The 23409-nt window shown below is 75.6% G+C and carries 24 protein-coding genes; 17 read left to right on the top strand and 7 right to left on the bottom strand.

What is annotated here, in order from left to right:
* Nucleotides 1-57 precede the first annotated feature (57 nt).
* The 10 genes from V6U89_RS09985 (at nucleotide 58) to V6U89_RS09940 (ending at nucleotide 8234) form a co-directional block, all read left to right on the top strand.
* On the top strand, nucleotides 58-1038 hold the full coding sequence (locus V6U89_RS09985; RefSeq protein ID WP_334570500.1) for a zinc-dependent alcohol dehydrogenase: 981 nt from the start codon (nucleotides 58-60) through the stop codon (nucleotides 1036-1038).
* A 4-nt stretch (nucleotides 1039-1042) separates the two neighbouring features.
* Complete coding sequence (locus tag V6U89_RS09980; RefSeq protein ID WP_334570499.1) at nucleotides 1043-1441, top strand: 6-pyruvoyl trahydropterin synthase family protein; 399 nt, start codon at nucleotides 1043-1045, stop codon at nucleotides 1439-1441.
* Between the two features lie 3 nt (nucleotides 1442-1444).
* Nucleotides 1445-2479, top strand: a complete 1035-nt coding sequence (locus V6U89_RS09975) for a glycosyltransferase family 4 protein (protein ID WP_334570497.1) — start codon at nucleotides 1445-1447, stop codon at nucleotides 2477-2479.
* Nucleotides 2476-3297 (top strand): class I SAM-dependent methyltransferase, encoded by an 822-nt coding sequence (locus V6U89_RS09970; RefSeq protein ID WP_334570495.1) that lies wholly within the window; start codon nucleotides 2476-2478, stop codon nucleotides 3295-3297. Before V6U89_RS09975 ends, V6U89_RS09970 begins: the two co-directional genes overlap by 4 nt.
* A gap of 56 nt (nucleotides 3298-3353) precedes the next feature.
* Nucleotides 3354-4379, top strand: coding sequence for a lysylphosphatidylglycerol synthase transmembrane domain-containing protein (locus V6U89_RS09965; RefSeq protein ID WP_334570494.1), 1026 nt, complete (start codon nucleotides 3354-3356; stop codon nucleotides 4377-4379).
* Between the two features lie 12 nt (nucleotides 4380-4391).
* On the top strand, nucleotides 4392-5045 hold the full coding sequence (locus V6U89_RS09960; protein ID WP_334570493.1) for a GTP cyclohydrolase II: 654 nt from the start codon (nucleotides 4392-4394) through the stop codon (nucleotides 5043-5045).
* Nucleotide 5046: 1 nt separating this feature from the next.
* On the top strand, nucleotides 5047-5754 hold the full coding sequence (locus V6U89_RS09955; protein ID WP_334570491.1) for a RibD family protein: 708 nt from the start codon (nucleotides 5047-5049) through the stop codon (nucleotides 5752-5754).
* Nucleotides 5755-5839: 85 nt separating this feature from the next.
* Nucleotides 5840-6412 (top strand): sigma-70 family RNA polymerase sigma factor, encoded by a 573-nt coding sequence (locus tag V6U89_RS09950; protein WP_442933900.1) that lies wholly within the window; start codon nucleotides 5840-5842, stop codon nucleotides 6410-6412.
* Nucleotides 6413-6517: 105 nt separating this feature from the next.
* Nucleotides 6518-7213 (top strand): response regulator transcription factor, encoded by a 696-nt coding sequence (locus tag V6U89_RS09945; protein WP_334570489.1) that lies wholly within the window; start codon nucleotides 6518-6520, stop codon nucleotides 7211-7213.
* Nucleotides 7206-8234 (top strand): sensor histidine kinase, encoded by a 1029-nt coding sequence (locus tag V6U89_RS09940; protein WP_334570487.1) that lies wholly within the window; start codon nucleotides 7206-7208, stop codon nucleotides 8232-8234. Before V6U89_RS09945 ends, V6U89_RS09940 begins: the two co-directional genes overlap by 8 nt.
* Before the next feature lie 68 nt (nucleotides 8235-8302).
* Here V6U89_RS09940 and V6U89_RS09935 read toward each other — a convergent pair whose 3' ends face one another.
* The 3 genes from V6U89_RS09935 to V6U89_RS09925 are packed head-to-tail and all read right to left on the bottom strand — an operon-like array spanning nucleotide 8303 to nucleotide 10283.
* Entirely contained in the window at nucleotides 8303-8941 is a 639-nt protein-coding gene (locus tag V6U89_RS09935) for a class I SAM-dependent methyltransferase (RefSeq protein ID WP_334570485.1), read from the bottom strand.
* Nucleotides 8938-9612, bottom strand: coding sequence for a TIGR04282 family arsenosugar biosynthesis glycosyltransferase (locus V6U89_RS09930; protein WP_334570483.1), 675 nt, complete (start codon nucleotides 9610-9612; stop codon nucleotides 8938-8940). Before V6U89_RS09930 ends, V6U89_RS09935 begins: the two co-directional genes overlap by 4 nt.
* Nucleotides 9609-10283 carry a glycosyltransferase family 2 protein gene (locus V6U89_RS09925; RefSeq protein ID WP_334570482.1) on the bottom strand — a complete coding sequence of 225 codons (675 nt, stop codon included), beginning with the start codon at nucleotides 10281-10283 and terminating at the stop codon, nucleotides 9609-9611. Before V6U89_RS09925 ends, V6U89_RS09930 begins: the two co-directional genes overlap by 4 nt.
* 145 nt (nucleotides 10284-10428) lie before the next feature.
* Between V6U89_RS09925 and V6U89_RS09920 the strand changes: the two genes are divergently transcribed.
* Nucleotides 10429-11952, top strand: coding sequence for a hypothetical protein (locus V6U89_RS09920; RefSeq protein WP_334570480.1), 1524 nt, complete (start codon nucleotides 10429-10431; stop codon nucleotides 11950-11952).
* 246 nt (nucleotides 11953-12198) lie between these two features.
* Here the strand turns inward: V6U89_RS09920 and V6U89_RS09915 are convergent, their stop codons facing one another.
* Nucleotides 12199-13260 (bottom strand): NAD-dependent epimerase/dehydratase family protein, encoded by a 1062-nt coding sequence (locus tag V6U89_RS09915; protein ID WP_334570479.1) that lies wholly within the window; start codon nucleotides 13258-13260, stop codon nucleotides 12199-12201.
* Between the two features lie 309 nt (nucleotides 13261-13569).
* Between V6U89_RS09915 and V6U89_RS09910 the strand changes: the two genes are divergently transcribed.
* Nucleotides 13570-14850, top strand: a complete 1281-nt coding sequence (locus V6U89_RS09910) for a molybdopterin-dependent oxidoreductase (protein ID WP_334570707.1) — start codon at nucleotides 13570-13572, stop codon at nucleotides 14848-14850.
* The gene (locus V6U89_RS09905; RefSeq protein ID WP_334570478.1) at nucleotides 14843-15286 is read left to right on the top strand and encodes a hypothetical protein; all 444 of its coding nucleotides are present in this window, start codon (nucleotides 14843-14845) and stop codon (nucleotides 15284-15286) included. Before V6U89_RS09910 ends, V6U89_RS09905 begins: the two co-directional genes overlap by 8 nt.
* 37 nt (nucleotides 15287-15323) lie before the next feature.
* Here V6U89_RS09905 and V6U89_RS09900 read toward each other — a convergent pair whose 3' ends face one another.
* On the bottom strand, nucleotides 15324-15557 hold the full coding sequence (locus tag V6U89_RS09900; protein WP_334570477.1) for a hypothetical protein: 234 nt from the start codon (nucleotides 15555-15557) through the stop codon (nucleotides 15324-15326).
* A 278-nt stretch (nucleotides 15558-15835) separates the two neighbouring features.
* Between V6U89_RS09900 and V6U89_RS09895 the strand changes: the two genes are divergently transcribed.
* From V6U89_RS09895 to V6U89_RS09885, 3 genes are read left to right on the top strand one after another with little or no spacing between them, the layout of a single operon-like run.
* A complete protein-coding gene (locus V6U89_RS09895; RefSeq protein ID WP_334570476.1) occupies nucleotides 15836-16402 on the top strand; it encodes a hypothetical protein in 567 nt (188 codons plus the stop codon).
* A complete protein-coding gene (locus tag V6U89_RS09890; RefSeq protein WP_334570474.1) occupies nucleotides 16399-16809 on the top strand; it encodes a phage holin family protein in 411 nt (136 codons plus the stop codon). Before V6U89_RS09895 ends, V6U89_RS09890 begins: the two co-directional genes overlap by 4 nt.
* A 17-nt stretch (nucleotides 16810-16826) precedes the next feature.
* A complete protein-coding gene (locus V6U89_RS09885) occupies nucleotides 16827-17492 on the top strand; it encodes a DUF3618 domain-containing protein (protein ID WP_334570473.1) in 666 nt (221 codons plus the stop codon).
* Between the two features lie 188 nt (nucleotides 17493-17680).
* Here V6U89_RS09885 and V6U89_RS09880 read toward each other — a convergent pair whose 3' ends face one another.
* Nucleotides 17681-18772 (bottom strand): NYN domain-containing protein, encoded by a 1092-nt coding sequence (locus V6U89_RS09880; RefSeq protein WP_334570471.1) that lies wholly within the window; start codon nucleotides 18770-18772, stop codon nucleotides 17681-17683.
* A 471-nt stretch (nucleotides 18773-19243) separates the two neighbouring features.
* Here V6U89_RS09880 and V6U89_RS09875 point away from each other — a divergent pair, with 471 nt between their 5' ends.
* Entirely contained in the window at nucleotides 19244-19477 is a 234-nt protein-coding gene (locus V6U89_RS09875) for a hypothetical protein (protein WP_334570470.1), read from the top strand.
* A gap of 182 nt (nucleotides 19478-19659) precedes the next feature.
* Here V6U89_RS09875 and V6U89_RS09870 read toward each other — a convergent pair whose 3' ends face one another.
* Complete coding sequence (locus V6U89_RS09870; RefSeq protein WP_334570469.1) at nucleotides 19660-23307, bottom strand: discoidin domain-containing protein; 3648 nt, start codon at nucleotides 23305-23307, stop codon at nucleotides 19660-19662.
* Nucleotides 23308-23409 lie beyond the last annotated feature (102 nt).

The following is a 23409-nucleotide window of genomic DNA, read 5'->3' as shown; positions in this document are numbered from 1 at the left end:
ACACGGAGCGGGTGGCCGTTCGGTTCGGTCCGGCGGCCAGATGAGGAGAACATCCGCGTGATCCGCGACGCCCACGCCTTCTGGCTCCGCTCCCCCGGCGTGGGTGAGATCCGCCCGGTGACGCTACCGGAGCCGGGCCCCGACGAGGTCCTGGTACGCGCGCTGTACTCGGGGGTCAGCCGGGGCACCGAGACGCTGGTCTTCACCGGTGGCGTGCCCGCCGACCAGTACGCGGCGATGCGCGCCCCGTTCCAGGAGGGCGACTTCCCCGCCCCGGTCAAGTACGGCTACCTCAGCATCGGCGTGGTCGAGGCCGGTCCGGCGCGGCTGCGCGGGCGTACCGTCTTCTGCCTGCACCCGCACCAGAGCGCGTACGTCGTGCCGGCCTCGGCGGTGACGCCGGTGCCCGACGGCGTGCCGGCGTCCCGGGCGGTGCTGGCCGGCACGGTGGAGACGGCGGTGAACGCGCTCTGGGACGCCGCGCCGCTGGTCGGCGACCGGGTCAGCGTGGTGGGCGCCGGCATGGTCGGCTGCGCCGTCGCGGCGCTGCTCGCCCGCTTCCCCGGGGTACGCGTCGAGCTGGTGGACACCGACCCGGCGCGGGCGGCGGTGGCCGCGGCGCTGGGTGTCGGGTTCGCCTCGCCCGACGACGCGGCCGGCGGGCGGGACCTGGTGGTGCACGCCAGCGCGACCGGCCCGGGGTTGCAGCGCGCCATCGACCTGCTCGCCCCGGAGGGCACGGTGGTCGAGCTGAGCTGGTACGGCGACCGGCCGGTGCAGTTGTCGCTGGGCGGGGCGTTCCACTCCGGCCGGTTGACCATCCGCAGCAGCCAGGTCGGCACGGTCTCGCCGGCCCGGGCGGCCCGGCGAAGCTACGCCGACCGGATGGCGCTGGCCCTGGAGCTGCTCGCCGACCCGGTCTTCGACGCGCTGCTCACCGGCCGGTCGCGCTTCGCGGACCTGCCCGACGTGCTCGACCGACTGGCCGCGGGGAGCCTCCCCGCGCTGTGCCACCTCATCACCTACGACGGGGAGTGACGCCGTGTTCAGCGTGACCGTACGGGACCACATGATGGTCGCCCACAGCTTCCGGGGCGAGGTCTTCGGGCCGGCGCAGCGGCTGCACGGGGCGACGTTCGTGGTGGACGCGACCTTCCGCCGCGCCGAGCTGGACGCGGACGGCATCGTGGTGGACATCGGCCGGGCCACCGAGGAGCTGCGGGCGATCCTCGCCGAGTTGACCTACCGCAACCTCGACGACGAGCCGGCCTTCGCCGGGGTGAACACCACCACCGAAGTGCTGTGCCGCACGGTCGCGGACCGGCTGGCCGAGCGGGCGCACGCCGGTGGGCTCGGCCCGGGGGCCCGCGAGCTGGCCGGGATCACGGTGACGCTGCACGAGTCGCACATCGCCTGGGCCAGCTACGAGCGGTCGCTGTAGCCGGTGCCCGTGGTGCACGTCGTCCTCCCCGGCGACATCGACGACCCGGCGACCCCGAGCGGCGGCAACACGTACGACCGCCGGGTCTGCCGGGGCCTCGTTGAGCGGGGGTGGGCGGTGCGCGAGCACGGCGTACCCGGGCGGTGGCCGCGCCCCGACCCGCCGGCCCGGACCCACCTGGCCGGGGTGCTCGCGACGCTGCCCGACGGCACGGTGGTGCTGCTCGACGGGCTGGTCGCCTCGGCCGTGCCGGAGGTGCTGGCCCCGCACGCCGGGCGGCTGCGGCTGGTGGTGCTGGTGCACATGCCGCTGGAGGACCACACCGAGGCGGCCGCGCTGGCCTGCGCCGCCGCGGTGGTCACCACCAGCGGGTGGACCCGCCGCCGCCTGCTCGACCGGTACCCGCTGCCCGCCGACCGGGTGCACGTGGCCACCCCCGGGGTGGACCCGGCACCACCGGCGACCGGCACGGGCGCCGGCACGGCGCTGCTCTGCGTCGCGGCGGTCACCGCGCACAAGGGACACGACGTGCTGGTCCGCGCCCTGGCCGAGGTCGCCGACCTGCCCTGGACGCTGGACTGCGTGGGCGCGCTCACCCGCGATCCCGGCTTCGTCGCCGGGCTGCGCCGGCTGGTGGACGAGCGGGGACTGGCCGGGCGGGTCCGGCTGGCCGGGCCGCGCACCGGGTCCGACCTCGACGCCGCGTACGCCGCCGCCGACCTGCTGGTGCTCGCCTCGCACGCCGAGACGTACGGGATGGTGGTCACCGAGGCCCTGGCCCGCGGCCTGCCGGTGCTCGCGACCCGGGTGGGCGGGGTGCCCGAGGCGCTGGGCCGGGCCCCGGACGGCGAGCCGCCCGGCCTGCTGGTACCCGCCGACGACCCGGCCGCGCTGGCCGGCGCGCTGCGGCGCTGGCTCACCGGGGCGCCGCTGCGGCACCAGCTGCGGCAGGCGGCCCTGGCCCGCCGGGACGGCCTCGCCGGCTGGCCGGACACCGCCGCCGCGATCGCCCATGTCCTGAACGGAGTGAGGGTATGACCACGCACGGCACCGATCCCTTCGCCGACTGGCTCGCGCTGCGCGAGCCCGCCGACGCCGCCGCCCGCGCCGACGACCTGGTGGACCGGGTCCGCGCCCGGCTGGCCGCCGGCCGGCCCCTGGTGGTGCACGACCTGGGCAGTGGCACCGGCTCCATGGCACGGTGGCTGGCCCCCCGGCTGCCCGGCCCGCAGCACTGGGTCCTCTACGACCGGGACCTCGGCCTGCTCGACCGGGCCCGCGCCGCCCCGCCGCGCGCCGCCGACGGCAGCCCGGTGCGCGTCGAGACGCGGCGCACGGACATCACCCGGCTCACCGCCGCCGACCTGGCCGGCGCCGACCTGGTCACCGCCTCGGCGTTGCTGGACATGCTGACCGCCGAGGAGATCGAGGCGATCGTGACGGCCTGCGTCGGGGCGGGCCGCCCGACCCTGTTCACGCTCTCCGTCATCGGCCGGGTGCGGCTCGACCCGCCGGACGAACTGGACGCGGCGGTCGCCGCCGCGTTCGACGCGCACCAACGCCGTACCGTCGACGGCCGGCGGCTGCTCGGGCCGGACGCCGCCGCGGCCACCGTCGCCGCGTTCCGGCGGCACGGGGTTCCCGTGACCGTCCGGTCCAGCCCGTGGCGGCTGGGCGCCGGGCAGGACGCGCTGATCGCCGAGTGGTTCACCGGCTGGTGCGACGCCGCCGTCGAGCAGCGCCCCGAGCTGGCCGCCCGGATCACCGGGTACGCGCGCCGCCGGCTGGCCGAGGCGGCGGCGGGCCGGCTGACCGTCACGGTGGGCCACGACGACCTGCTCGCCGGGGTGGAATGAACCCGACTGCCGGCCGGTACGTGGAGCAGGGAGAGATCTTCGACAGGAGGCCCCGCGTGCCACAGGCTGCCCACGACACCCCCGGCACCCCGGTCCGTCCGACGTGGGCCTGGGTGAGCAACCTCGGCGGCGTGGCGCTGGTGGCGGCGCTGCTGTGGTGGCTGGGCACCGGCCCGGCGCTGGCCGCGCTGCGCCGCATCGACACCCCGGCGGTGGTCGCGGCGCTGCTGCTCGGCGCGCTCAGCACCGTCTGCTGCGCCTGGCGATGGCGGCTGGTCGCCGGGGGGCTCGGCGTCCGGCTCCCACTGGGCACCGCCGTGGCGGACTGCTACCGGGCGGTCTTCCTCAACGCCACCCTGCCCGGCGGGGTGCTCGGCGACGTGCACCGGGCGGTCCGGCACGGCCGGGAGGCCGGCGACCTGGGCCGGGCCGTGCGGGCGGTGGTCTGGGAACGCAGCGCCGGTCAGGTCGTCCAGGTCACGCTCGCCGCGGCGCTGCTGCTGGCGCTGCCGTCGCCGGTGCGGCCCTGGCTGCCGGAGGCCACCGCGCTGACCCTGGCGATCGCCCTGGGCGTGGTGCTGCTGGCCCGGACGCTGCCCCGCTCCGGCCCGTCGCGGCGGGCCCGCGCGCTGCGCGCCGCCGCCGCCGACGTCCGCGCCGGCCTGCTGACCCGCCGGACCGGGCCGGGCGTGCTGCTCGCCTCGGCGGTGGCGGTCCTCGGCCACCTGGGCACCTTCCTGGTGGCGGCCCGGGTCGCGGGCGCGACCGCCCCGCTGGCGCAACTGCTGCCGCTGACCCTGCTGGCGCTGCTGGCGATGGGGCTGCCGGCGAACGTGGCCGGGTTCGGCCCACGCGAGGGGGTGGCCGCCTGGGCGTTCGGGGCCGCCGGGCTGGGCGCCGCCCAGGGGGTGTCCACCGCGCTGGTGTACGGGGCGCTGGTGGTCGTCGCCGCCCTGCCCGGCGCAGCCGTGCTGCTGCTGGGCCGACTTCCGGTCCGGTTTTCGTACCGGCACACACCTCGTACGGTGGGCCAGGGCGGTTCTGCCGCGGTACCCGCTGCCGGGTTGGCCGGCGGCGCCTGACGGAGGAGATACATGTACGGAGCACTTCCGGTCGCCACGGTCCGCACACAGGTCACGGTCCCCCTCCGCCTGCCCGACGGGTACGCCACCACGGCCCGGGTCTTCACCTTCGACGGGCTGGTGGACGGGCGGGAGCACCTGGCGTTCGGGCTCGGCGACTGGGCGGGCGCGCTGCGGCGGTCGCCTTCCGGGCCGGCGCCCCTGGTCCGGCCGCACAGCGAGTGCCTGACCGGGGACGTCTTCGGCAGCCAGCGCTGCGACTGCGGTCCGCAGCTGCGCGAGGCGGTGGAGCGCATCGCCGATGCCGGCGGGTTCCTGCTCTACCTGCGGCAGGAGGGGCGCGGCATCGGCCTGTACCCGAAGCTGGACGCCTACGCGTTGCAGGACGCCGGCCTGGACACCTACGAGGCGAACGTGGCGCTCGGGCACGGCGAGGACGAACGCGACTACCGGGCGGCCGCGCAGATGCTGGCGGTGCTGGGGGTGCGGCGGCTGACGCTGCTGAGCAACAACCCGGAGAAGGCCGAGCAGCTCGACCGGCTCGGCGTGGCGGTGACGGAGGTGGTCCCCACCGGGGTCTACCTCTCCCCCGCCAACGCCGACTACCTGGCGGCGAAGGCGAGCCGGGCGGCGGCCCGCACCGCCGACTCGCCGTCGCTGACCTGAGATGGGCACCGTGCCGGCGGGCCGGCGGCCGTACGTGCTGCTGAGCTGCGCCACCTCGATCGACGGGTACATCGACGACGCCACCGGACAGCGGCTGCTGCTGTCCAACGCCGACGACCTGGCCCGGGTCGACGCCGTCCGGGCCGGCTGCGAGGCGATCCTGGTCGGCGCCGGCACCGTCCGCCGCGACGACCCGCGGCTGGTGATCCGCTCGGAGCGGCTGCGCCGGGAGCGGGTGGACCGCGGGCTGCCGCCGTCGCCGGTGAAGGTGACGCTGACCGGGCGGGGCGACCTCGACCCGAGCGCCCGGTTCTTCACCGTCGGCGACGCGGACCGGATCGTGTACTGCGCCTCGCCGGCGGTGGCGAAGACCAGCGAGGTGCTGGACGGGCTGGCCACCGTGGTGGACGCCGGCGACCCGCTGGACCCGGCCCGGGCGCTGGCCGACCTGGCCGGGCGCGGGGTGGACCGGCTGATGGTGGAGGGCGGCGGGTCGGTGCACGCCCAGTTCCTCACCGCCGGGCTCGCCGACGAGCTGCACCTGGTGGTCGCCCCGTTCTTCGTCGGCGACCCCCGGGCGCCCCGCTTCGTCCGCGACGGCCCGTTCCCGTGGCACCCCGGCCGGCGGGCCCGGGTGGTCGAGGCCCGGCAGATCGGTGACGTGGTGCTGGTCCGGTACGCCCTGTCGGAACGCTGCCCGGACGCTTGACCCGGTGAACCGGCGGGCCCGTTCGTCCGTACCACCGGCCGACCCGGAGAACCGACCTACTACGCTTCGTCGTAGGAGGTGGGGCGTGGCGGACGAGGGAGCGGCTGTGGTGGACGAGGGCGACGAGCAGGTGACCGCGTGGGCGCTGGCCGCCGGGCGGGGCGATCCGCTGGCGCTGGCCGCGTTCGTCCGGGCCACCCAGGGCCCGACCTGGCGATTCCTGCACCACCTGCTGGCTGACGCGGAGACCGACGACCTGGTGCAGGAGACGTACCTGCGGGCGATGCGCGCGCTGCCCCGGTTCGCCGCCCGGTCCTCGGCGCGGACCTGGCTGTTCGGCATCGCCCGCCGGGTCGCCGCCGACCATCTCCGCTCCCGACGGGCCCGCCCACCGGCCACCAGCATCGACGGGTACGACCCGCCGGCGGCGGGCCGGTTCGAGAACGTCGTGGTGCTGGACGCCCTGCTGCGGCAACTGCCGGCCGAGCGGCGCGAGGCCTTCGTCGCCACCCAGCTCCTCGGCCTGTCGTACGCCGAGGCGGCGCAGGTCTGCGACTGTCCCGTCGGCACCATCCGGTCGCGGGTGGCGCGGGCCCGGGCGGACCTGGTCGACGCGATGGCCGAACACGCCACCCGGACGGACACCCGCGCCGGCTGACCCCGCCGCCGGCCCGCGTCGTTTCGTAAGGACATCGCAAGGTTTCCGCGCCCCGGCGCCGGCCCGGCCCACGGCTACGCTGACCGGCACGAGGGGGAGGTACGCGTGCCGCAACGGGTGCTGGTCGTCGACGACGACCGGACGGTCAGCGACGTGGTCTGCCGCTACCTGGAACACGCCGGCTACCAGGTGGACCACGTCTCCGACGGCGCCGCCGCGCTGGCCGCCGTCGCCGCGGCACCGCCGCAGCTGGTCGTGCTCGACGTGATGCTGCCCAAGGTCGACGGGCTGGAGGTCTGCCGGCGGCTGCGGGAGCGGCCGGACGGCGTACCCATCGTGATGTTGACCGCGCGCGGCGACGAGGCCGACCGGATCCTCGGCCTGCAACTGGGCGCGGACGACTACCTGAGCAAGCCCTTCTCCCCGCGCGAGCTGGTGCTGCGGGTGCGGTCGGTGCTGCGCCGGGCCGGCGGCGAGCCGGCCGCCGCGGCGGCGGAGGTGCTGACCGACGGCGGCCTCACCGTCGAGACCGGCCCCCGGGTGGCCCGGCTGCACGGTCGGGAGCTGGCCCTCACGCTGCGCGAGTTCGACCTGCTGGCCCACCTGATGCGGCACCCGGCGCGGGCGTTCCGCCGGGCCGAGCTGCTGGAGCGGGTCTGGGGCTGGAGCTTCGGCGACCAGTCCACCGTCACCGTCCACGTGCGCCGGCTGCGGGAGAAGATCGAGGCCGACCCGGCCGACCCGCGCCGGATCGTCACGGTGTGGGGCGTCGGCTACCGGTACGAGCCGATCGATGGCTGACCTCGCGCTGATCTTCGGGGCGGCGCTCGCCGCGGCCTGCTGCGTCGGGCTGCTCGGCGCGGGAGCGCTGCGGCTGCTGCGCGGCCGGTCCATCACGGTGCACATCTCCGTGCTGCTGGCGATGACGGTGAGCGCGGTGGTCGCCGGCGTCGCGGTGATCGCCGAGGCGATGTTCCTCTCCCCGCACGACCTGGAGGTGGTGCTGATCACCGTCTCCGCGGCGGCGGTGGTCAGCCTCGCCGTCGGCTGGCTCTTCGGCCGGCGGCTCGCCGCGGCGGCGGTCTGGGCAGACCAGGCGCGGGAGCGGGAGCGGCGGATCGAGAAGGGCCGCCGCGACCTGGTCGCCTGGGTCTCGCACGACCTGCGCACGCCGCTGGCCGGGCTGCGGGCGATGGCCGAGGCGCTGGAGGACGGGGTGGTCGCCGATCCGGAGACGGTGCGCGAGTACCACCGCCGGATCCGGGTGGAGACCGACCGGATGACCCGCCTCGTCGACGACCTGTTCGAACTGTCCCGGATCAACGCCGGGGCGTTGCGGCTGTCGCTGTCCGCCGTGCCGCTGGGTGACGTGGTCTCCGACGCCCTGGCCGGCACCGCGCCGCTGGCCGCCGCCCGCCGGATCCGGCTGGTCGCCGCCGAGTCGGGCTGGCCGACGGTGACCGCGAGCGAGCCGGAGCTGGCCCGGGTGGTGGGGAACCTGCTGCTCAACGCGGTGCGTTACACCCCGGACGACGGCACCGTGCGGGTCGATGCGGGCCGCGACGGCGACGCCGCCTGGCTGGCCGTGGCGGACACCTGCGGCGGCATCCCCGAGGACGACCTGCCCCGGCTCTTCGACGTGGCCTTCCGGGGCGAGCCGGCCCGCACGCCCCGGCCGGGCAACGGCGGCGCCGAGGGCTCCGGCGGGCTGGGCCTGGCGATCGTGCGCGGGCTGGTCGAGGCGCACGGCGGCCGGGTCGACGTGCGCAACGTCGCCGGCGGGTGCCGGTTCGTCGTCCGGCTGCCGCTGGCCGACGGCTGACCCACCCGTCCCGGCCGACGGTCAGGATGCCCAGCCGTCCGGACCGGCGGGCGGCGCGGGCCGGGCGGTCAGGGGCGGGTCAGCTCGGCGAACCAGCGGCAGCCGGCCCGGAACACCTCGCCGACCGCCAGCCCGGCCGCCGCCGCCGGGCCCACCACCGCGGTGGTGTCCAGCCAGGCCCAGCGGAAGCTCGGCCCCCGACGCCGGCCGGTCAGCACGTGGACCTGACCCTGCCAGGCACCGGACCCGGGCGGCTCCAGCTCCACCAGCACCGTGCCGGCCGGCCGCAGCAGCGCCCGGCACCGGCGCAGCAGGGCCGCCGGGTCGCCGCCGATGCCGACGTTCCCGTCCAGCAGCACCGCGTGCGCCCAGCGCCCCTCCGCCGGCAGCGGGCCGAACAGGTCGGCCTGCACGGCCACCGCACCCCGGGACCGGGTCAGCGCCACCGCCCGGGCCGACACGTCCACCCCGACGGTGGTCAGCCCGGACCGGGTCAGGGCCAGGGTCACCCGGCCCGGTCCGCAGCCCAGGTCCAGGGTCGGGCCGGCGCAGCGGGCGAGCACCGCCGTGTCCGCCCGGTCGGCCGGGCGGTGCCACCGGTCCACCGGCAGCCGGCGGCGCAGCCCGTCGGCGGGCACCAGCCAGTGCGCGTCCACGCCCCGGTCGCGCAGGGCGGCGGCGAAGCCGTCCACGGCCGGCGCGGTCACGCCCGCACCACCATGGCCCGACGTACCGCGGCGACCTGCCGGGCGAACCGACCACCCGGGGCCGCGGCGGCCACCGCCCGGGCGTCCGACCAGTCGTCGACGTCCCGCAGCACCGGCAGCGGCACGGTACGCAGCCCCCGCTCGGCCAGCGCCGACCAGGTCGAGCGGCCGGTGTCCGGGGTCGACATCCGCACCGCACGCAGGGCCACCGACTGCCGGGGGTCGCGCAGCCCCAGCGCCCACCAGCCGCCGTCGGCGGCGCGCCCCAGCACCGCGTCGGCGTCGGCCAGCCGGCGTACGGCGGCGGCCAGCCGCGCCGGGGTCAGCTGCGGGGTGTCCATGCCGATCTGGAGCACCGGACGGCCCGGGAAGGCGTCGGCGACGTCGGCGTGGGCGTGCACCAGCCGGGCGGCGAAGTCCGCGCCCCGCTGCGGCAGGACCGGCCAGCCGGTGACGGCGGCGGTCAGCGCAGCGGCGTCCTCGGCGTCGGCGAGGCATCCGGCCAACGCCAGCACCGGCGTCACCCCGGGGGTCTCCCGGACGGCGTCCAGGGTGTCCCGCAGCGCGGCGGCGGCCACCCGGGCGGCCTGCAGGCCGGTGGCGGGCGGGCAGAGCCGGGTCTTCACCGCGCCGGGCACGGGCGCCTTGGCGACCACCAGCAGCACGGTCACCGGGGACCGTCCACGCTGCGCAGCACGGCGGCGAAGTCGCGGGTGGCGCGCAGGGTGCCGCGGACCGAGCCGGAGACCTTGGAGCGGGTACCGACGGCGCGGGGGGCGTAGGCGACGTCGAGTTCGTGGATCCGCCAGCCCGCCGCGGCGGCCCGGATCAGCAGCTCCAGCGGGTAGCCGAAGGCCCGGTCGGTGACGCCGAGACCCAGCAGCGCCTCGCGCCGGGCCACCCGGATCGGGCTCAGGTCGCGCAGCGGCACGCCCCGGTGCCGCAGCAGCGCGGCGACCAGCGCGGTGCCGGCGCGGGCGTGCCAGGGCCACACCCCGACGCGGACCGGGCGGCGGCGGCCGACGGCCAGGTCGGCGATCCCCTCGGCGACCGGCGCGACCAGGGCGGGCAGCTCCCGAGGGGCGAAGGAACCGTCGGCGTCGAGGACGCAGACCAGCTCCGTCCCGGCGGCCTCGATCCCGGCGTGCACGGCCGCGCCGTACCCCCGGCGGGGCTCGTGCACCACCCGGGCGCCGTACCGGGCGGCCACCTCGGGCGAGCCGTCCCGGGAGCCGTTGTCCACCACGATCGCCCGGTAGCCGGGCGGCAGCGCGGTCAGCACGCCGGGCAGGGCGGCGGCCTCGTCCAGGCACGGCAGCACCACGTCGATCTGCGTCTGCATACCGCCGACGCTAGGGCCGCCCGGGGCCGCCCGAGCCGCGTTCGGCCTTACGGAACGCTTACCGAGCAGGCATTTCTTACCGTCCGGTGACGTACCGGTGGTTCGGCTGACGAGCCGGCGCGCAGGTGCGTACCGTCCGGTCGAGATGAGACCCGGTGCCACGCTCCCCCGCTCGCCCGCCGCCGACCGTACCCCGGCCCGCGACCGGGGCGATGTCGTCGTGCTGGCGGTCGAGGCGACGCTGCTGGCCGGCGCGGTGGCCGTCGGCGCGGTGCTGAACCACCGGGGAGTGGGTCTGCACGCCGACGCCGCGCCGCTCTACGCCACCTGGCGGCCGCACCTGGGCTGGGGCACGCCGGCGGCGCTGCTGGTCGCCGGCGTCGTGCTCGGCCCCGGGCTGCGCTGGGCCCGGACCGCCCGGTGGGGCCCGCTGCTCGGCGCCGGCTACCTGACGGCGGTGGCGTGGACGCTGGCCCTGGCGTTGGTGGACGGCTGGTCGGCGGGGCTGACCCGGCGGCTCACCCCGCAGGCGGAGTACCTGCACGAGGTGCCCGGGGTGACCGACGTGGGGCGGATGCTGGCCGGCTTCACCGACCGGATCCTCGACTTCCAGCCGGACTCGTGGTCCACCCACACCGCCGGCCACCCGCCGGGCGCGCTGCTGTTCTTCGTCGGCCTGGACCGGGTCGGCCTGGGCGGCGGGACGGCGGCGGCGCTGGCCTGCGTCCTGGTCGGGACGAGCATCGTGGTGTCCGTACCGCTGGCGCTGCGGGCGCTGGGCGCCGGCGAGGCGGCCCGGGCGGTGCTGCCGTTCCTGGTGCTGCTGCCCGGGGCGGTCTGGGTGGGCGCCTCCGCCGACGGGGTCTTCACCGGCGTGGTCGCCGCCGGCCTGGCCCTGCTGGCGGTACGCGGACCCGCGACCGCGCTGGCCGGCGGGCTGCTGCTCGGCGTCGCGCTGCACCTGTCGTACGGCTTCGTGCTGGTCGGGCCGCTGGCCCTGGCCGTGCTGGCGTTGCGGCCCTCGGGTCGGCGCGGGGCGCTGCTGGCCGGGGCGGCCGGGGTGAGCGCCGTGGTGCTGGCGTTCACCCTCGCCGGCTTCCACTGGTGGCAGGGGTACGACCGGGTGGTCGAGCGCTACTACCAGGGCTGGGCGGCCGACCGCCCGTACGGGTACTGGGTGTGGGCCAACCTGGCGGCGCTGCTGCTCTCGGCCGGGCCGGTGGTCGGGCCGGCGCTGCGCCGCACGCTGCTGGCGGCCCGGGCGGACTGGCGCGGCACGGCGCGAGCCGGTGCGGCGGAGCCGACGGCATCCGCCGCGACGCTCGGGGCTCCGGGCCCGGTCGCGGGCCGGCTGGTGGGCGGCCTCCTCGCGCACCGCCGACCGGTCGCGCCGGCGTCCCGGGTGCGGCTGGCGTACCGGGTCCGGCTGGCCTCCCGGGTGCGGCTGCTCGGGCCGACCGTGCTGCTGCCCGCCGCCGCCGCGCTGGCGGTGATCGGCGCCGACCTGTCCGGGATGAGCAAGGCCGAGGTGGAACGGATCTGGCTGCCGTTCGCGGTCTGGCTGCTGGTCGCCGCCGCGCACCTGCCCGCCCCGGCCCGCCGCTGGTGGCTCGCCGCCCAGGCACTCACCGCCCTGACCGTCAACCACCTCCTCTCCACCGTCTCCTGACCGACCGCCCTCCCCCGACACCCGCTCGCCTGGCTCGCACTTTCCGAGAAAGAGGCCCCATTCCGCCACCCGAGGCCCCTGATTCAGAGAAAGTGCGCGCACGAAGGGCGGGCGGCGTGGTCGACGGGCGGCCGCAATTTCCGAGAAAGAGGGCCCATTCGGTCGTCTGAGGCCACTCTTTCCGAGAAAGTGCGCGCTCACGGCGCGGGTCGGCGTGGGGCGGCGGGGCGGGGGGCGGGGCGGGGGTCAGGCCGGTACGGCGGCTGGGGCGCGGAGGGGGTCGGTGGCGAAGGCGGTCACCCCGTCGAGGAAGCGGACCCGGGCGGTGAAGCCGAGCAGCTCGCGCGCGCGGCCCGGGTCGGCGACCACGTGCCGTACGTCCGCGGCGCGGGCGCCGCCGACCACCACCGGGGTCGGCCCGTCCATCGCGGCGGCCAGCGCGGCGGCGAGGTCGCCGACGGTGTGCGGCTCGCCGGAGCAGACGTTGAGCGGCACCAGACCGTCCGGGGCGGGTGCGGTCAGCGCCAGCAGGTTCGCCCGCGCCACGTCGGTGACGTGCACGAAGTCGCGGCGCTGCCGGCCGTCCTCGTAGACCCGGGGCGGCCGGCCGTCCGCCAGCGCCGAGCGGAAGATCGAGGCGACCCCGGCGTACGGGGTGTCGCGGGGCATCCGGGGACCGTAGACGTTGTGGTAGCGCAGCGCCCACACCCCGCCCCCGGTCTGCCGGGCCCAGGCGGCGGCCAGGTGCTCCTGCGCCAGCTTGCTGGCCGCGTACGTGCTGCGCGGCTCCAGCGGGGCGTCCTCGGGCACCAGCAGGGCGGCGAGGGTGCCACCGCACTCCGGGCAGGTGGGGTCGTACCGGCCGGCGGCCAGGTCGGCGGCGCGGCGCGGAGCGGGCCGGACGAGGCCGTGCCGGGCGCAGCCGTAGCGCCCCTCGCCGTAGACCACCATCGAGCTGGCCAGCACCAGCCGGGACACGCCGGCCCGGTGCATCGCGGCGAGCAGCACCGCCGTGCCGTAGTCGTTGTGGCTGGCGTAGTCGGGGGCGTCGGACGGGTCCAACCCGTGCCCGACCATCGCCGCCTGGTGGCACACCGCGTCCACGTCGGCCAGCAGGTCGTCCAGCAGCCCCGGGTCCCGCACGTCGCCGACCACCGGGTCGTGCCGGCGCGACCACTCCGGGAGCGCGCCGCCGTGCGCCTGCGGCAGCAACGCGTCCAGGCACACCACCTGATGCCCCTCGGCGACGAGCAGGTCCGCGACCTGCGATCCGATGAAGCCGGCCGCGCCGGTGACCAGTACCCGCATTCCCGTCACGCTAGGTCAGCGCGGCGGCCCCGCGGGCCGGTTCGGGCCGGACGTCAGCACTCCGTAAGGGACCGGTAATGCGACAAAGCGGGCCGCCGGGCGGGGCCGCCGTCTAGCGTCCAGCACGAGGGCCACCGTGCCCGAGCAGTCCCGCCCGCAGGAGGTCCCGTGCCCGCCGACCCGCCGCCACCGCCCGGCGACCGGACGCCGGGGCGCGGCGGGCCGCGCCGGGCGGCCGACCGGTCCGGGCCGCGAGCCGCCGCCGGGACGTCCGCGACCGACACCCACGGGTACGCCTACCCGGCGCGACTGTGGCGGGCGCTGGACCGGCACCGCCCGCCCGGCGTCGACGCCACCGCAGCCGCCTGGCGCAGCCCGGTCCGCGGCCCGTGGTTGACGTCGGTGTTCGGGGCGGTCCTGCTCGCCGCCCTGCCGCTGGTGATCGTCACCGGTCTGCTGGACTGGATCGCCTACGGCCCCCGGCTCGGCCAGGCGTTTCCCCGCGACGTGGGCTGGCTGCACCCGCCCGTCTTCGACTGGCCCACCCGGCCGGCCTGGCTGTTCCGGCTCACCCAGGGCCTGCACGTGACGCTCGGCATCGTGCTGGTCCCGGTGGTGCTGGGCAAGCTCTGGTCGGTGGTGCCGAAGCTCTTCGACTGGCCGCCGGCCCGCTCGGTGGCCCAGGTGCTGGAACGGCTGTCGCTGCTGCTGCTGGTCGGCGGGATCCTCTTCGAGACGGCCACCGGCCTGCTGAACATCCAGTACGCGTACCTGTTCGGGTTCGACTTCTACACCGCGCACTGGTACGGCGCCTGGGTCTTCACCGCCGCCCTGGTCACCCACGTGGCGATCAAGCTGCCCCGGATGGTCACGGCGCTGCGCGGGCCGGGCTTCGCGCGTACCCCGGTGGCGCGGACCGGACCGGAGCCGGCGGATCCGGACGGCCTGGTGTCCCGGCGGCCCGGTCCGGCGACGATGAGCCGACGCGGGGTGCTGGCCCTGGCCGGCGGCGGCGCGCTGCTGCTGGCCGCCCTGACCGTCGGGCAGAGCCTGGACGGGGTGCTGCGCCGCACCGCGCTGCTGCTGCCCCGGGGTCGGCAGCCCGGCGACGGGCCGAACGGATTCCCGGTCAACCGCAGCGCCGCGGCGGCCGGCATCCAGCCCGCCGACACCGGGGCGGGCTGGCGACTGACCGTACGCGGCGGCGGGCGCAGCGTCGAGCTGGACCGGGACCGCCTGCTCGCGATGGCACAGCACACGGCGGACCTGCCGATCGCCTGCGTGGAGGGCTGGTCGACGGCGCAGACCTGGACCGGGGTGCGGCTGCGCGACCTCGCCGCGCTGGTCGGTGCGCCGGAGGCGGCCACGGCGTCGGTCCGGTCACTGGAGCGGGCCGGCCTGTTCCGCCAGGCCCGGTTGCAGGCCAACCAGGTCCGCGACCCCGACTCGCTGCTCGCCCTGCGGGTCAACGGGGTGGACCTCTCCCCCGACCACGGCTATCCGGCGCGGGTCATCGTGCCGGCGCTGCCGGGCGTGCACTGCACCAAGTGGGTCCGGGAGATCGCCTTCGAGGGGCGCGCCGATGGCTAGGTTCCGGCGGGCCTACGGCGCCGCGCCCTGGCATTTGCTGCTCCTGCTCGGCTGCTTCACGGTGACCGGCTGGATCGTCCTGCGGCTGGCCGGGGAGGGGTCCGCGGTGCGGATGCTGCTCTGGTTCCTCGGCGCGGTGATCGCCCACGACCTGCTGCTGTTCCCGGTCTACGCGCTGACCGACCGGGCGCTGCGGGCCGGAGCGGGCCGGCGGGGCGGCCCGTCAGCGCTGAACCACGTCCGGGTGCCCGCGCTCGCCGCCGGGCTGCTCCTGCTCGTGTACCTGCCCGGCGTCCTCGGCCTCGGCGACGGCACGTACACCGCGGCGACCGGCCTGACCCCCCGGCCGCTGCTGCTCCGCTGGCTGGCGGTCAGCGCGGCGCTCTTCGCCGCCAGCGCGGCGCTGTACGCGCTGCGCCGGTGGCGACACCGCTGAGCCGGGGGGACGCCGTCGGACGGCTGGCCGCCCGGCGTCAGCGCTTGGGCGACAACGGGGTGTCCATGCGGCTGCCGGCGGGGGTCATGACCTCCGGGGACGGGGTGGTGGCTTCGCCGCCGGAACCCACCCAGTCGCCACCGGCGCCCTTGCGCCGCCGCAGCGCCGCGGCACCGGCCGCTCCGGCGGTGAGGACGACCGCCGCCAGCGGCCACCAGTTCCGGCGGTGCATCCGCGCCGCCCGCCTCTTCTGCAACATCGTCATTCTCATGCGTCCATTGTCCAAATCCGCAGGGGCGTCGGCGGTGAAATCCGCACCTACACCCGTTCGGCTGGCACCTGCCAGCTCCCGGTCCCACACCCGCAGGGCCGGCAACGGGACGGGCGTGTACACCGGGCGGCCACGGGTAACCGGCGTTCCCGTTCCTGCCCGAAGGGCGGGCCCCGACGAAGGGAGATCGCATGACGACGGGTCGGGAATCACCTCCTGCATCCGGTGACGGATCGCGCGGCGGCAAGGTCGGACAGCTCCGGCAGGAGGCCGGCCGCATGGGCCAGGAGACCGCGCAGGCCGGCGGGCACACCGCCCGGCAGGCGATGGATCAGGGCCGGCAGATCGCCTCGGAGGGCCGCCAGCAGGCCCGCAACCTGCTCAGCGAAGCCTCGGCGCAGGCCCGGACGCAGGCCGAGGAGCAGCAGCGGCGGGCCGCCGACAGCCTGCGCACGCTGGGTACGCAACTGCGGTCCATGGCCGACGGCGCCGACCAGGGCGGCATGGCCGCCGACGTCGTCCGCCGGGGCGCGGACGCCGCGCAGCAGGCCGCGGGCTGGCTGGACGAGCGCGAACCCGGCGCCCTGGTGCGCGAGGTACGCGACTACGCCAGCCGGCACCCCGGGGCCTTCCTCGCCGGAGCCGCGATCGCCGGACTGCTCGCCGGTCGGTTGGGGCGCGCCCTCACCGGCGGCCAGGACGGCCAGGGCGGTGGCGGTGACACCGGCAGGTTCGCCGGCGAGGGCCCGCCGGCGGCGGCCCAGACGCCGTTGAACGTGCCGGCGAGTCCGGGGATGACCGCGCCGGTCCGCCATGGTCCGACGGGCCATGAGGTGGGCCCATGAGCGCATCAACCATGGGCCCGGGCGGGGGTTCGGACAAGGCCCAGGCCTCCATCGGTGAGCTGCTCGCCGACGCCACCCGCAACTTCTCCTACCTCCTGCGCAAGGAGGTGGAACTCGCCAAGGCCGAGGTGCGGGAGGAGGTACGCAGCCTCGGCATGGTGGCAGCCATGTTCGCCGCCGCGGCGATCGCGGCGCTGCTGACCCTGGTGTTCCTGTCCCACGCCCTGTGGTGGGCGCTGTCCAACGTCATGGACCAGGGCTGGGCCGCGTTGATCGTCGCCATCATCTGGGCGGTGATCGGCGCCGTGCTCGCCTCCCGGGCGCGCAAGCAGCTACGCACGGTGAAAGCCGTGCCGCGTACCAAGCAGACCGCGCACGAGATTCCGGACGCGGTCAGAGGCCGCTGAAACCGAAGGGAGACGTCATGTCCACCGATCCGGACCGGATCCGGTACGACATCGAGGCAGCCAGAGCGGAGTTGAGCAGCGACGTCGACGCGTTGACCGACCGGGTCAACCCGCGTCGGATCGCGGCCGCGCCGGTGAACCGGGCTCGTGGCCGGCTCAGCCGGATGGTCGACACGATCATGGGCAACGCCAGGCACGCGCGGGACGTGGCCAGCCACCAGGCGTCCGGCGTGACGCAGCGGGCCTCGGCCACCACGCACCGGCTGTCCGACACCACGCAACACCTGACCGGTACGGCGCAGCAGGGCGCCGCCACCGCCGGCGAGCGGGCGCGCGGCCTCACCCACGCCTCGCGGGAACGTGCCGAGGGCAATCCGCTCGCCGCGGGCCTCATCGCCTTCGGCGTGGGCGCGCTCGCCTCGTCGCTCCTGCCACCCAGCCGCAAGGAGCGGGAGCTGGCCGAGCGCGCCAAGCACCAGGCCATGGAACACTCGGACCAGTTCAAGCAGCAGGCCAGCGGCGTGATGCACGGCGTGCAGGACAACCTGCGCGAACCCGTCCAGCAGGCGACCGAGCAGGTCAGGTCCACCGCGGCCCAGGGCGTGGCCTCGGTCCGCGACACGGGCGTCGGGGAGGCGCAGCACATCCGCGACGACGCGCGGGAGGCGCCGCGCAGGTGGTGAGACGGCGCGGTGGGGACCTCAGCCCCGGTCGGCGGGGTCCACCCGGTACTGGTCGTGGCGGGCTCACAGGTCGACCCACTCGTCGTCGCTGAGGGTCCGTCCCGACGGTACGGCCGTCAGTGGCCCGTTGTTCAGGTCCCATACGCCGGCCTCGCGGTGGGCCAGCTGGCCTGCGGTGGGCGGCCGGGTCAGGAAGCCTGCGGGGTGAGCAGGTAGTCGTCGGCGTCGGCGTTCCACTCCAGCTGGACCACGCCGCTGGTGGCTGCCGCCTTGCAGAACTGGAGGAAGCTGCGGTAGCCGAGCTTCTTCTCGCTGAAGTCGGGCCGCGCCCGCCGGAGCTGGTTCTTCAGGCCGGACAGCGCCGCCGCGCCGTCGGCGCCGGCCAGGTCCTTGACCACGGCGCGCAGCAGCCCGAACGCCTCCTCTCGGTCGCCGTGTTCGGGCAGGGAGACCTCCGGGTCGCCCTTGGCCGGGCCCTCCGCCAGCTCGACGACGTTCTGCTTGGCGAGGTGGCGCAGGAGTTCGCCGAAGGTGCGGAACCCGTAGTCGGACTCGGTGAAGGTCGGGTCCTTGCGCAGCAGGGTGCGCTTCAACGTCGACGCGGTCACCTCGCCGCCGGAGCTGCCCTGGAGACCGGCCACCGTCTGGGCCACCAGCCCCGCGAGGGTGTCCACGTCGCGGACCGGTTCCTCGACAACCGCCTGGGGCTCGGGTTCCTGCTCGAGTCGTTCCTGCTCCACCTGCTGCGGTTCGGGGCTGGGCACCCGCGCCGGACGGGCCCGCCGGGCACGGGTCGGCGGGATGTCGACTCCCTCCAGCCGGTCGTAGTAGAGGAACTCGTCGCAGGCCGGCGGCAGCAGCGCGGAGGTGGACTTCTCCACCCCGACGCCGATGACCCGCTTGTTGAGCTCGCGGAGCTTGTGGACCAGCGGAGTGAAGTCGCTGTCGCCGGTGCAGATCACGAACGTCGAGATGTACTCGCGCTCGAAGGCCAGCTCCACCGCGTCGACCGCCATCTTGATGTCGGCGGCGTTCTTGCGGGAGGCGCCCATGCGCTGCGGTATCTCGATGAGCTCGACGTGGGACCGGGTGAGCATCCGACGGTCCTCGTCGAAGTACGACCAGTCCGCGTACGCCCGCCGCACGACCACCCGGCCCCGCTCGGCGAGGGCGTCCGCGATGGGGCGGAAGTCGAACGCCATGCCGCCGCGGTGGTCGCGCGCCCCCAGCGCGAGGTTCTCGTAGTCGAGGAACAGGGCGATCCGGTCTTCGTGATCCACGCAGGTCAGCCTACGCCGGGGCCGGGCCGGACACCGTCGACGTCGGCCGGCGCGCCCGGTGGACCACGCCGACCACCTGCGGCCGCCGTGACGGTGACCAACAAGCATCCCGAACGCGCCCTGCGGAGTCAGATCGAGGACAGTCCTCGGGGGGCGCCGACCCGCCGCACGGACAGCGCCCGCGAGCTGAAGATCATCAGGCCTCTGAGCTGCGCTTTTGTCGCTCATCCGTGGCTATAGTCGAGGTATCGCCCAACGTCGTGCAGGGGATCGACCCGGTCCGGTTGCGCCAGTCCGCGCCGCCCCCGCAGCCGCTGGCCGGGCCGGGCCGGGCCGGGCCGGGCCGGCCGCAACGAGCCAGGTCCGTCACCGGTTATCAGCCGCTCGTATTGCGAATGGGACTCATCGGCGGTGGGATTGGCGGCCCGAATGTCCGAGAATGGTTCACAGCAGCACGGAGATCGGAGACCGATGCCCGATCCACATGAGCCGGTGAGTCCGTCGTGGCAGTGCCGCGACTGCGGGCGCGAGTGGCCCTGCCCGAGCCGCCGGCAGATCCTGCTCGACGAGTACCGGCAGCAGTCGACCAACCTGCGGGTCTACCTCGCCACCTGCCTGACCTCGGCCACCCACGACCTGCCGGCCAACCCCGCCGACCTGCGCGACCGCTTCCTCGGCTGGGTACCGCACCGGGTGCCGTCCTGAGCGGACCCGCCTGACGATGGCCCGGCGCCGCGCGGGCGAGCGGCGCCGCCGGGCGGGGACGCGGAGCCCGGCCGGACCCGGGCGACAGCCGGACCGCCCCCGCCACGTCGACCCGGGCCGCCGGTCGACGCAGGACGCCGCCGGACGGCGGTGAGCCGCCGACGGCGTCCGGTTCCCGACGGTCAGTTCCGGTTGATGGTGAAGGTGGACGTGGTGTTGCGGATGTCCTGGTCGTTGTTGCTCAGCCGCAGGTTGGTGAAGGTGGCGGAGCCGACCGCCGGGCCCTGCCCGGCCTCCGGCATCTCGTTGACCCAGATCCCGAAGCCGGACTTGGCGTCGAAGGCATCCCCGCTGCGCCGGGCGCCGCTGATCGAGACGTTGGTGAAGACGGTGTCGGTGACCGGGTACTGCGGCTGCCCGCCGACGTAGTTGGTCTGGAACATGATGCCGCTGTAGGTCGGGTCGACGATGTCGACGTCGCTGACCCGGATGCCCTGGAACACCTTCGAGGCGGAGAAGACCCAGATCGCCGGGAAGGTCTGCGCGCCCCAGAAGTGCCCGCCGGCCCGGACGATGGAGATGTTCTCGAACCGGGTGGGCGGGTCGGCGCCGAAGCCGTTCATCGGGTAGCCGAAGTCCAGCGAGCTGATCGTGATGCCGGAGTAGACCAGCGTGTCGGCGATGTAGATGTTGCGGAACGTGTTGCCGTACCCGCCGTACACGGCCACCCCGGCGGCGCGCCAGGTCAGCAGCGATGTCAGGTTCTCGTAGACGTTGTCCTTCATGTCGGCGCCGCCGGCGTCGATCGCCGAGAAGAGCGCGAAGCTGTCGTCGCCGGTCGCCCGCGCCTCGTTGTTGCTGACCAGGTTGTTGGTGCTGCCGTTGGTCATGTTCACGCCGTCGGCGAAGGTGTTGCGGATCCGGGAGTTGCGGATCGTCGTGCGGTCGGTGTTCGCGCCCCAGTAGAGGCAGACCTGGTGTTCGGCCCAGATGTTGTCGATCACCATGTCGGCCACGTTGGCGAAGTCGAACACCTTGCCCGGCCCGTCGATGCGGGAGGTGTAGTTGCCGAAGTAGGCGAAGCCGGAGAACGTCGAGCCGTTGGCGGTGGCGTCCGCCCGGAAGCCCACGTCGGTGTTCTCCTGGGTGCGGGGCGCGACGAACCGGGTGTACCAGGGGCCCGCGCCGAGCACCGTGACGGCCTTGCCGTACACCTGGAACTTCTGGGCCGTCGCGTACGTCCCCGGCGGCAGGTAGACCCCGAGCGCCGTCGCGCTCTGCCGGGCGGCGTCCAGCGCGTTCTGCACGTCCTGGTGACCGAAGCCGGCCGGCACCAGGTACCGCGCCGGGTCCGGGTTGGCGATCGGCGCGACCTGCTCGGTGTTGATGAAGTCGATCGCGTACGTGGTGGTGTTGGCCGGGTCCTTCTGGAGCCGGATCCGGCTGCCGGCCGGCACGGTGGCGTTGAGCATGACGTTGGCCTCGTCGTAGATGTGCCGCGGTCCGCCCGCCCCCGGGGAGTTGCCCGGGCCGGCCTCGTTGCCGTACAACCACGCGTGCCGGGAGGTGAGGTCGATGGCCTTGTGGAAGGCGCCGTTGACGTAGATGTTCAACGTCGCGTCGATCCCGCCGCCGCCCGGGGCGTCCGGGATGGAGAAGCGGGTGACCAGCGTGTTGGTGCTGGCCCGGGTGGTGAACTCGACGTAGCTGCCGGTCGAGTCGAGGGTGACCGCGCGCCGGCCGGACGCCTCGCCGGCCAGGTCGCCGACGGTCCGGTTCGGTCCGACGACGGCCGCGCCGCCGCCGACCACGCCGTCCTCGGCCTCGTACATGTCGTACGGCATGTTCGCGCCCCGCCCGACGAAGAGCGGTCGCTCGCTGGTGTTGTTCTGCTGCTTCGCCGGCAGTTCGTTGGCGTCGGCCGCGACCACCACCCGGACGGTGTACCGGCCGTTCGCCGCGGTCCAGTTGCCCAGTCCGACCGGACCGGTGGTGGCGCCCGGGTTGATAACCCCGGAGTAGGAGCCGGTCAGCGTGCGGACCACCGCGCCCGACTGGTCGAGCAGGGTCAGCGTGATCGGGTGCGTGCCGGCGGCCGAGGCGACGCTGCCCGCGTTGCGCAGCGTCACGGAGAAGGCCACCGCGCCGCCCGCCGCCGGGTTGCCCGGGGTCCAGACGACCGACGCGGCGAGCAGGTCGGAGCTGGCCACCGGGTTCACCACCAGCTCCGACGGGCTGGTGTAGCTGTTGTTCGTCTCGTCGGACTCGATGACGGCGTTCGCCTCGTCGACCTTGGCGCTCAGCGGGTAGCTGCCGGCCGCGCGGGCCCCGATGTTCGCCGTGACGGTGGCCGAGCCGCCGGCGGCCAGGGCGCCGACCGGCGCGCTGCCCACCCGCACTCCACCGAGGTAGAGGTTGACGGCGGTGGCGGTGGACGCGGCCGTGCCGGCGTTGCGGACGGTGGCGGAGAGGGTGACCGCGTCGGCCTCGGTCGGGATGGCCGGGCTGGCCGACAGGGCGGTGACGGTCAGGTCCGGGTTGGGGGCGGGCACGCCGATCACCTGGAACTCGGCCACCTGCCCGCCGGGGGCGCCGGAGTTGGCGGTGAAGGTCAGCCGCAGGTCGGCGGCGGTGGCGGAAACCGGGATGGTCACCGTGTTGCCGGACGCCGGGTTGAAGGTGTAGCTGGCGGCGCCGACCAGGTTGGTGAACGACGTGGCGCTCTGCTCCCGGCCGAGCACCTGCACGGTCTGCGTCCGGGTGCCCCACACCGGGTCCGGGTTCAGCTTCAGCACCACCGCGCTCACGCCGGCGTTCGCCCCGAGCTGCACGGTCAGCGTGCCCGGGTAGCCGGCGCTCTCCCAGTAGGTGGCCGGGTTGTTGTCGTTGGCGTTGGTCGCGACGAAGGTGTGCACGTACGACGAGGCGGTGATCGGCCGGCCGACCGCGAGGTTGCTGCCGCCGCTGCCGGTGCGGGTGACCGTGTTGCTGTTCGCCGACTGGTTGCCGGCGGCGTCCCTGGCCCGCACGTGGTAGCTCACCGTGGCGCTGGTGGGCTGGTTGTCGGTGAAGGTCAGCACGGTGCCGGCGACGCTGCCGCGCAGCGCCCCGTTGGCGTACACGTCGTAGCCGGTGACCCCGACGTTGTCGGCGGCGGCGGTCCAGGTCAGCCGGATCTGCCCGCTGGTGGGTTCGGTGTAGGCCAGGTTGGTCGGGGCGGTCGGCGCCTGGGTGTCCCCGGTCGCCGTGCCGTAGACCTCGAACTCGGAGAGCTGCCCGGCGGGCCAGCCGGTGTTGCCCGTGAAGGTGAGCCGGACGTAGCGGCTGCCGGTGGCGGTCAGCGGGACGGTCACCGTGTTGCCGGTGGCCGGGTCGAAGGTGTAGCCGGCGGACGGCTTCAGGGTGGTGAAGGTCGAGCCGTTGGTGCTGCCCTGCACGGACAGCGTCTGGGTCCGGGTCTGCCAGGCGGCGGCCGGGGGCAGCTTCAGCACCAGCCGGTCCACGGTGACGGTGGCGCCGAGGTCGGCCTGGATCCACTGCGGGAAGGCGTTGTTGGCGCTCTCCCAGTAGGTGTCCGGGTTGCCGTCGTTGGCGTTGGCCGGGCCGTACACCTGGTTGACGCTGCTGGCGGTCATGGTGGCGGCGATCCCGGCGAGCGCCGCGGCGGTGGCGGGGGCCGGCGCGGCGGCCCGGGGGGCGCCGTCGCGGGGGCCGGCCGGGGCCGCGCCGGCGGGCACGGCGGGCCCGCCGGTGACCAGCAGTGCGGTGGCCAGCAGGCCGGCGGTCAGCCACCGGCCGGGGGTACGTCGTCTCGTGCTGTTTCCGGGCATGGCGGAGCTGCACCTTCTCTCGGGGGTGGTGGTGCCCGCCGGAGGGCGGGGGATGCCCCGGCGGGGTGGAGCTGCCGGGCCGGCCGGGTCGCGGGGACGGCC

Origin of the sequence: Micromonospora sp. CPCC 206171 (assembly GCF_036906755.1) — a bacterium.
In the GTDB taxonomy this organism is placed as follows: domain Bacteria; phylum Actinomycetota; class Actinomycetes; order Mycobacteriales; family Micromonosporaceae; genus Micromonospora; species Micromonospora purpureochromogenes.
This window is presented reverse-complemented; position numbering and strand designations above follow the sequence as displayed.

What these genes read in the sequence shown, in the direction of transcription:
- V6U89_RS09970 (WP_334570495.1), top strand. Translation starts at nt 2,476, where the DNA reads ATGACCACGCACGGCACCGATCCCTTCGCCGACTGGCTCGCGCTGCGC.
- V6U89_RS09960 (WP_334570493.1), top strand. Translation starts at nt 4,392, where the DNA reads ATGTACGGAGCACTTCCGGTCGCCACGGTCCGCACACAGGTCACGGTC.
- V6U89_RS09955 (WP_334570491.1), top strand. Translation starts at nt 5,047, where the DNA reads ATGGGCACCGTGCCGGCGGGCCGGCGGCCGTACGTGCTGCTGAGCTGC.
- V6U89_RS09940 (WP_334570487.1), top strand. Translation starts at nt 7,206, where the DNA reads ATGGCTGACCTCGCGCTGATCTTCGGGGCGGCGCTCGCCGCGGCCTGC.
- V6U89_RS09925 (WP_334570482.1), bottom strand. Translation starts at nt 10,283, where the DNA reads ATGCAGACGCAGATCGACGTGGTGCTGCCGTGCCTGGACGAGGCCGCC.
- V6U89_RS09920 (WP_334570480.1), top strand. Translation starts at nt 10,429, where the DNA reads ATGAGACCCGGTGCCACGCTCCCCCGCTCGCCCGCCGCCGACCGTACC.
- V6U89_RS09915 (WP_334570479.1), bottom strand. Translation starts at nt 13,260, where the DNA reads ATGCGGGTACTGGTCACCGGCGCGGCCGGCTTCATCGGATCGCAGGTC.
- V6U89_RS09905 (WP_334570478.1), top strand. Translation starts at nt 14,843, where the DNA reads ATGGCTAGGTTCCGGCGGGCCTACGGCGCCGCGCCCTGGCATTTGCTG.
- V6U89_RS09900 (WP_334570477.1), bottom strand. Translation starts at nt 15,557, where the DNA reads ATGAGAATGACGATGTTGCAGAAGAGGCGGGCGGCGCGGATGCACCGC.
- V6U89_RS09895 (WP_334570476.1), top strand. Translation starts at nt 15,836, where the DNA reads ATGGGCCAGGAGACCGCGCAGGCCGGCGGGCACACCGCCCGGCAGGCG.
- V6U89_RS09890 (WP_334570474.1), top strand. Translation starts at nt 16,399, where the DNA reads ATGAGCGCATCAACCATGGGCCCGGGCGGGGGTTCGGACAAGGCCCAG.
- V6U89_RS09885 (WP_334570473.1), top strand. Translation starts at nt 16,827, where the DNA reads ATGTCCACCGATCCGGACCGGATCCGGTACGACATCGAGGCAGCCAGA.
- V6U89_RS09875 (WP_334570470.1), top strand. Translation starts at nt 19,244, where the DNA reads ATGCCCGATCCACATGAGCCGGTGAGTCCGTCGTGGCAGTGCCGCGAC.
- V6U89_RS09870 (WP_334570469.1), bottom strand. Translation starts at nt 23,307, where the DNA reads ATGCCCGGAAACAGCACGAGACGACGTACCCCCGGCCGGTGGCTGACC.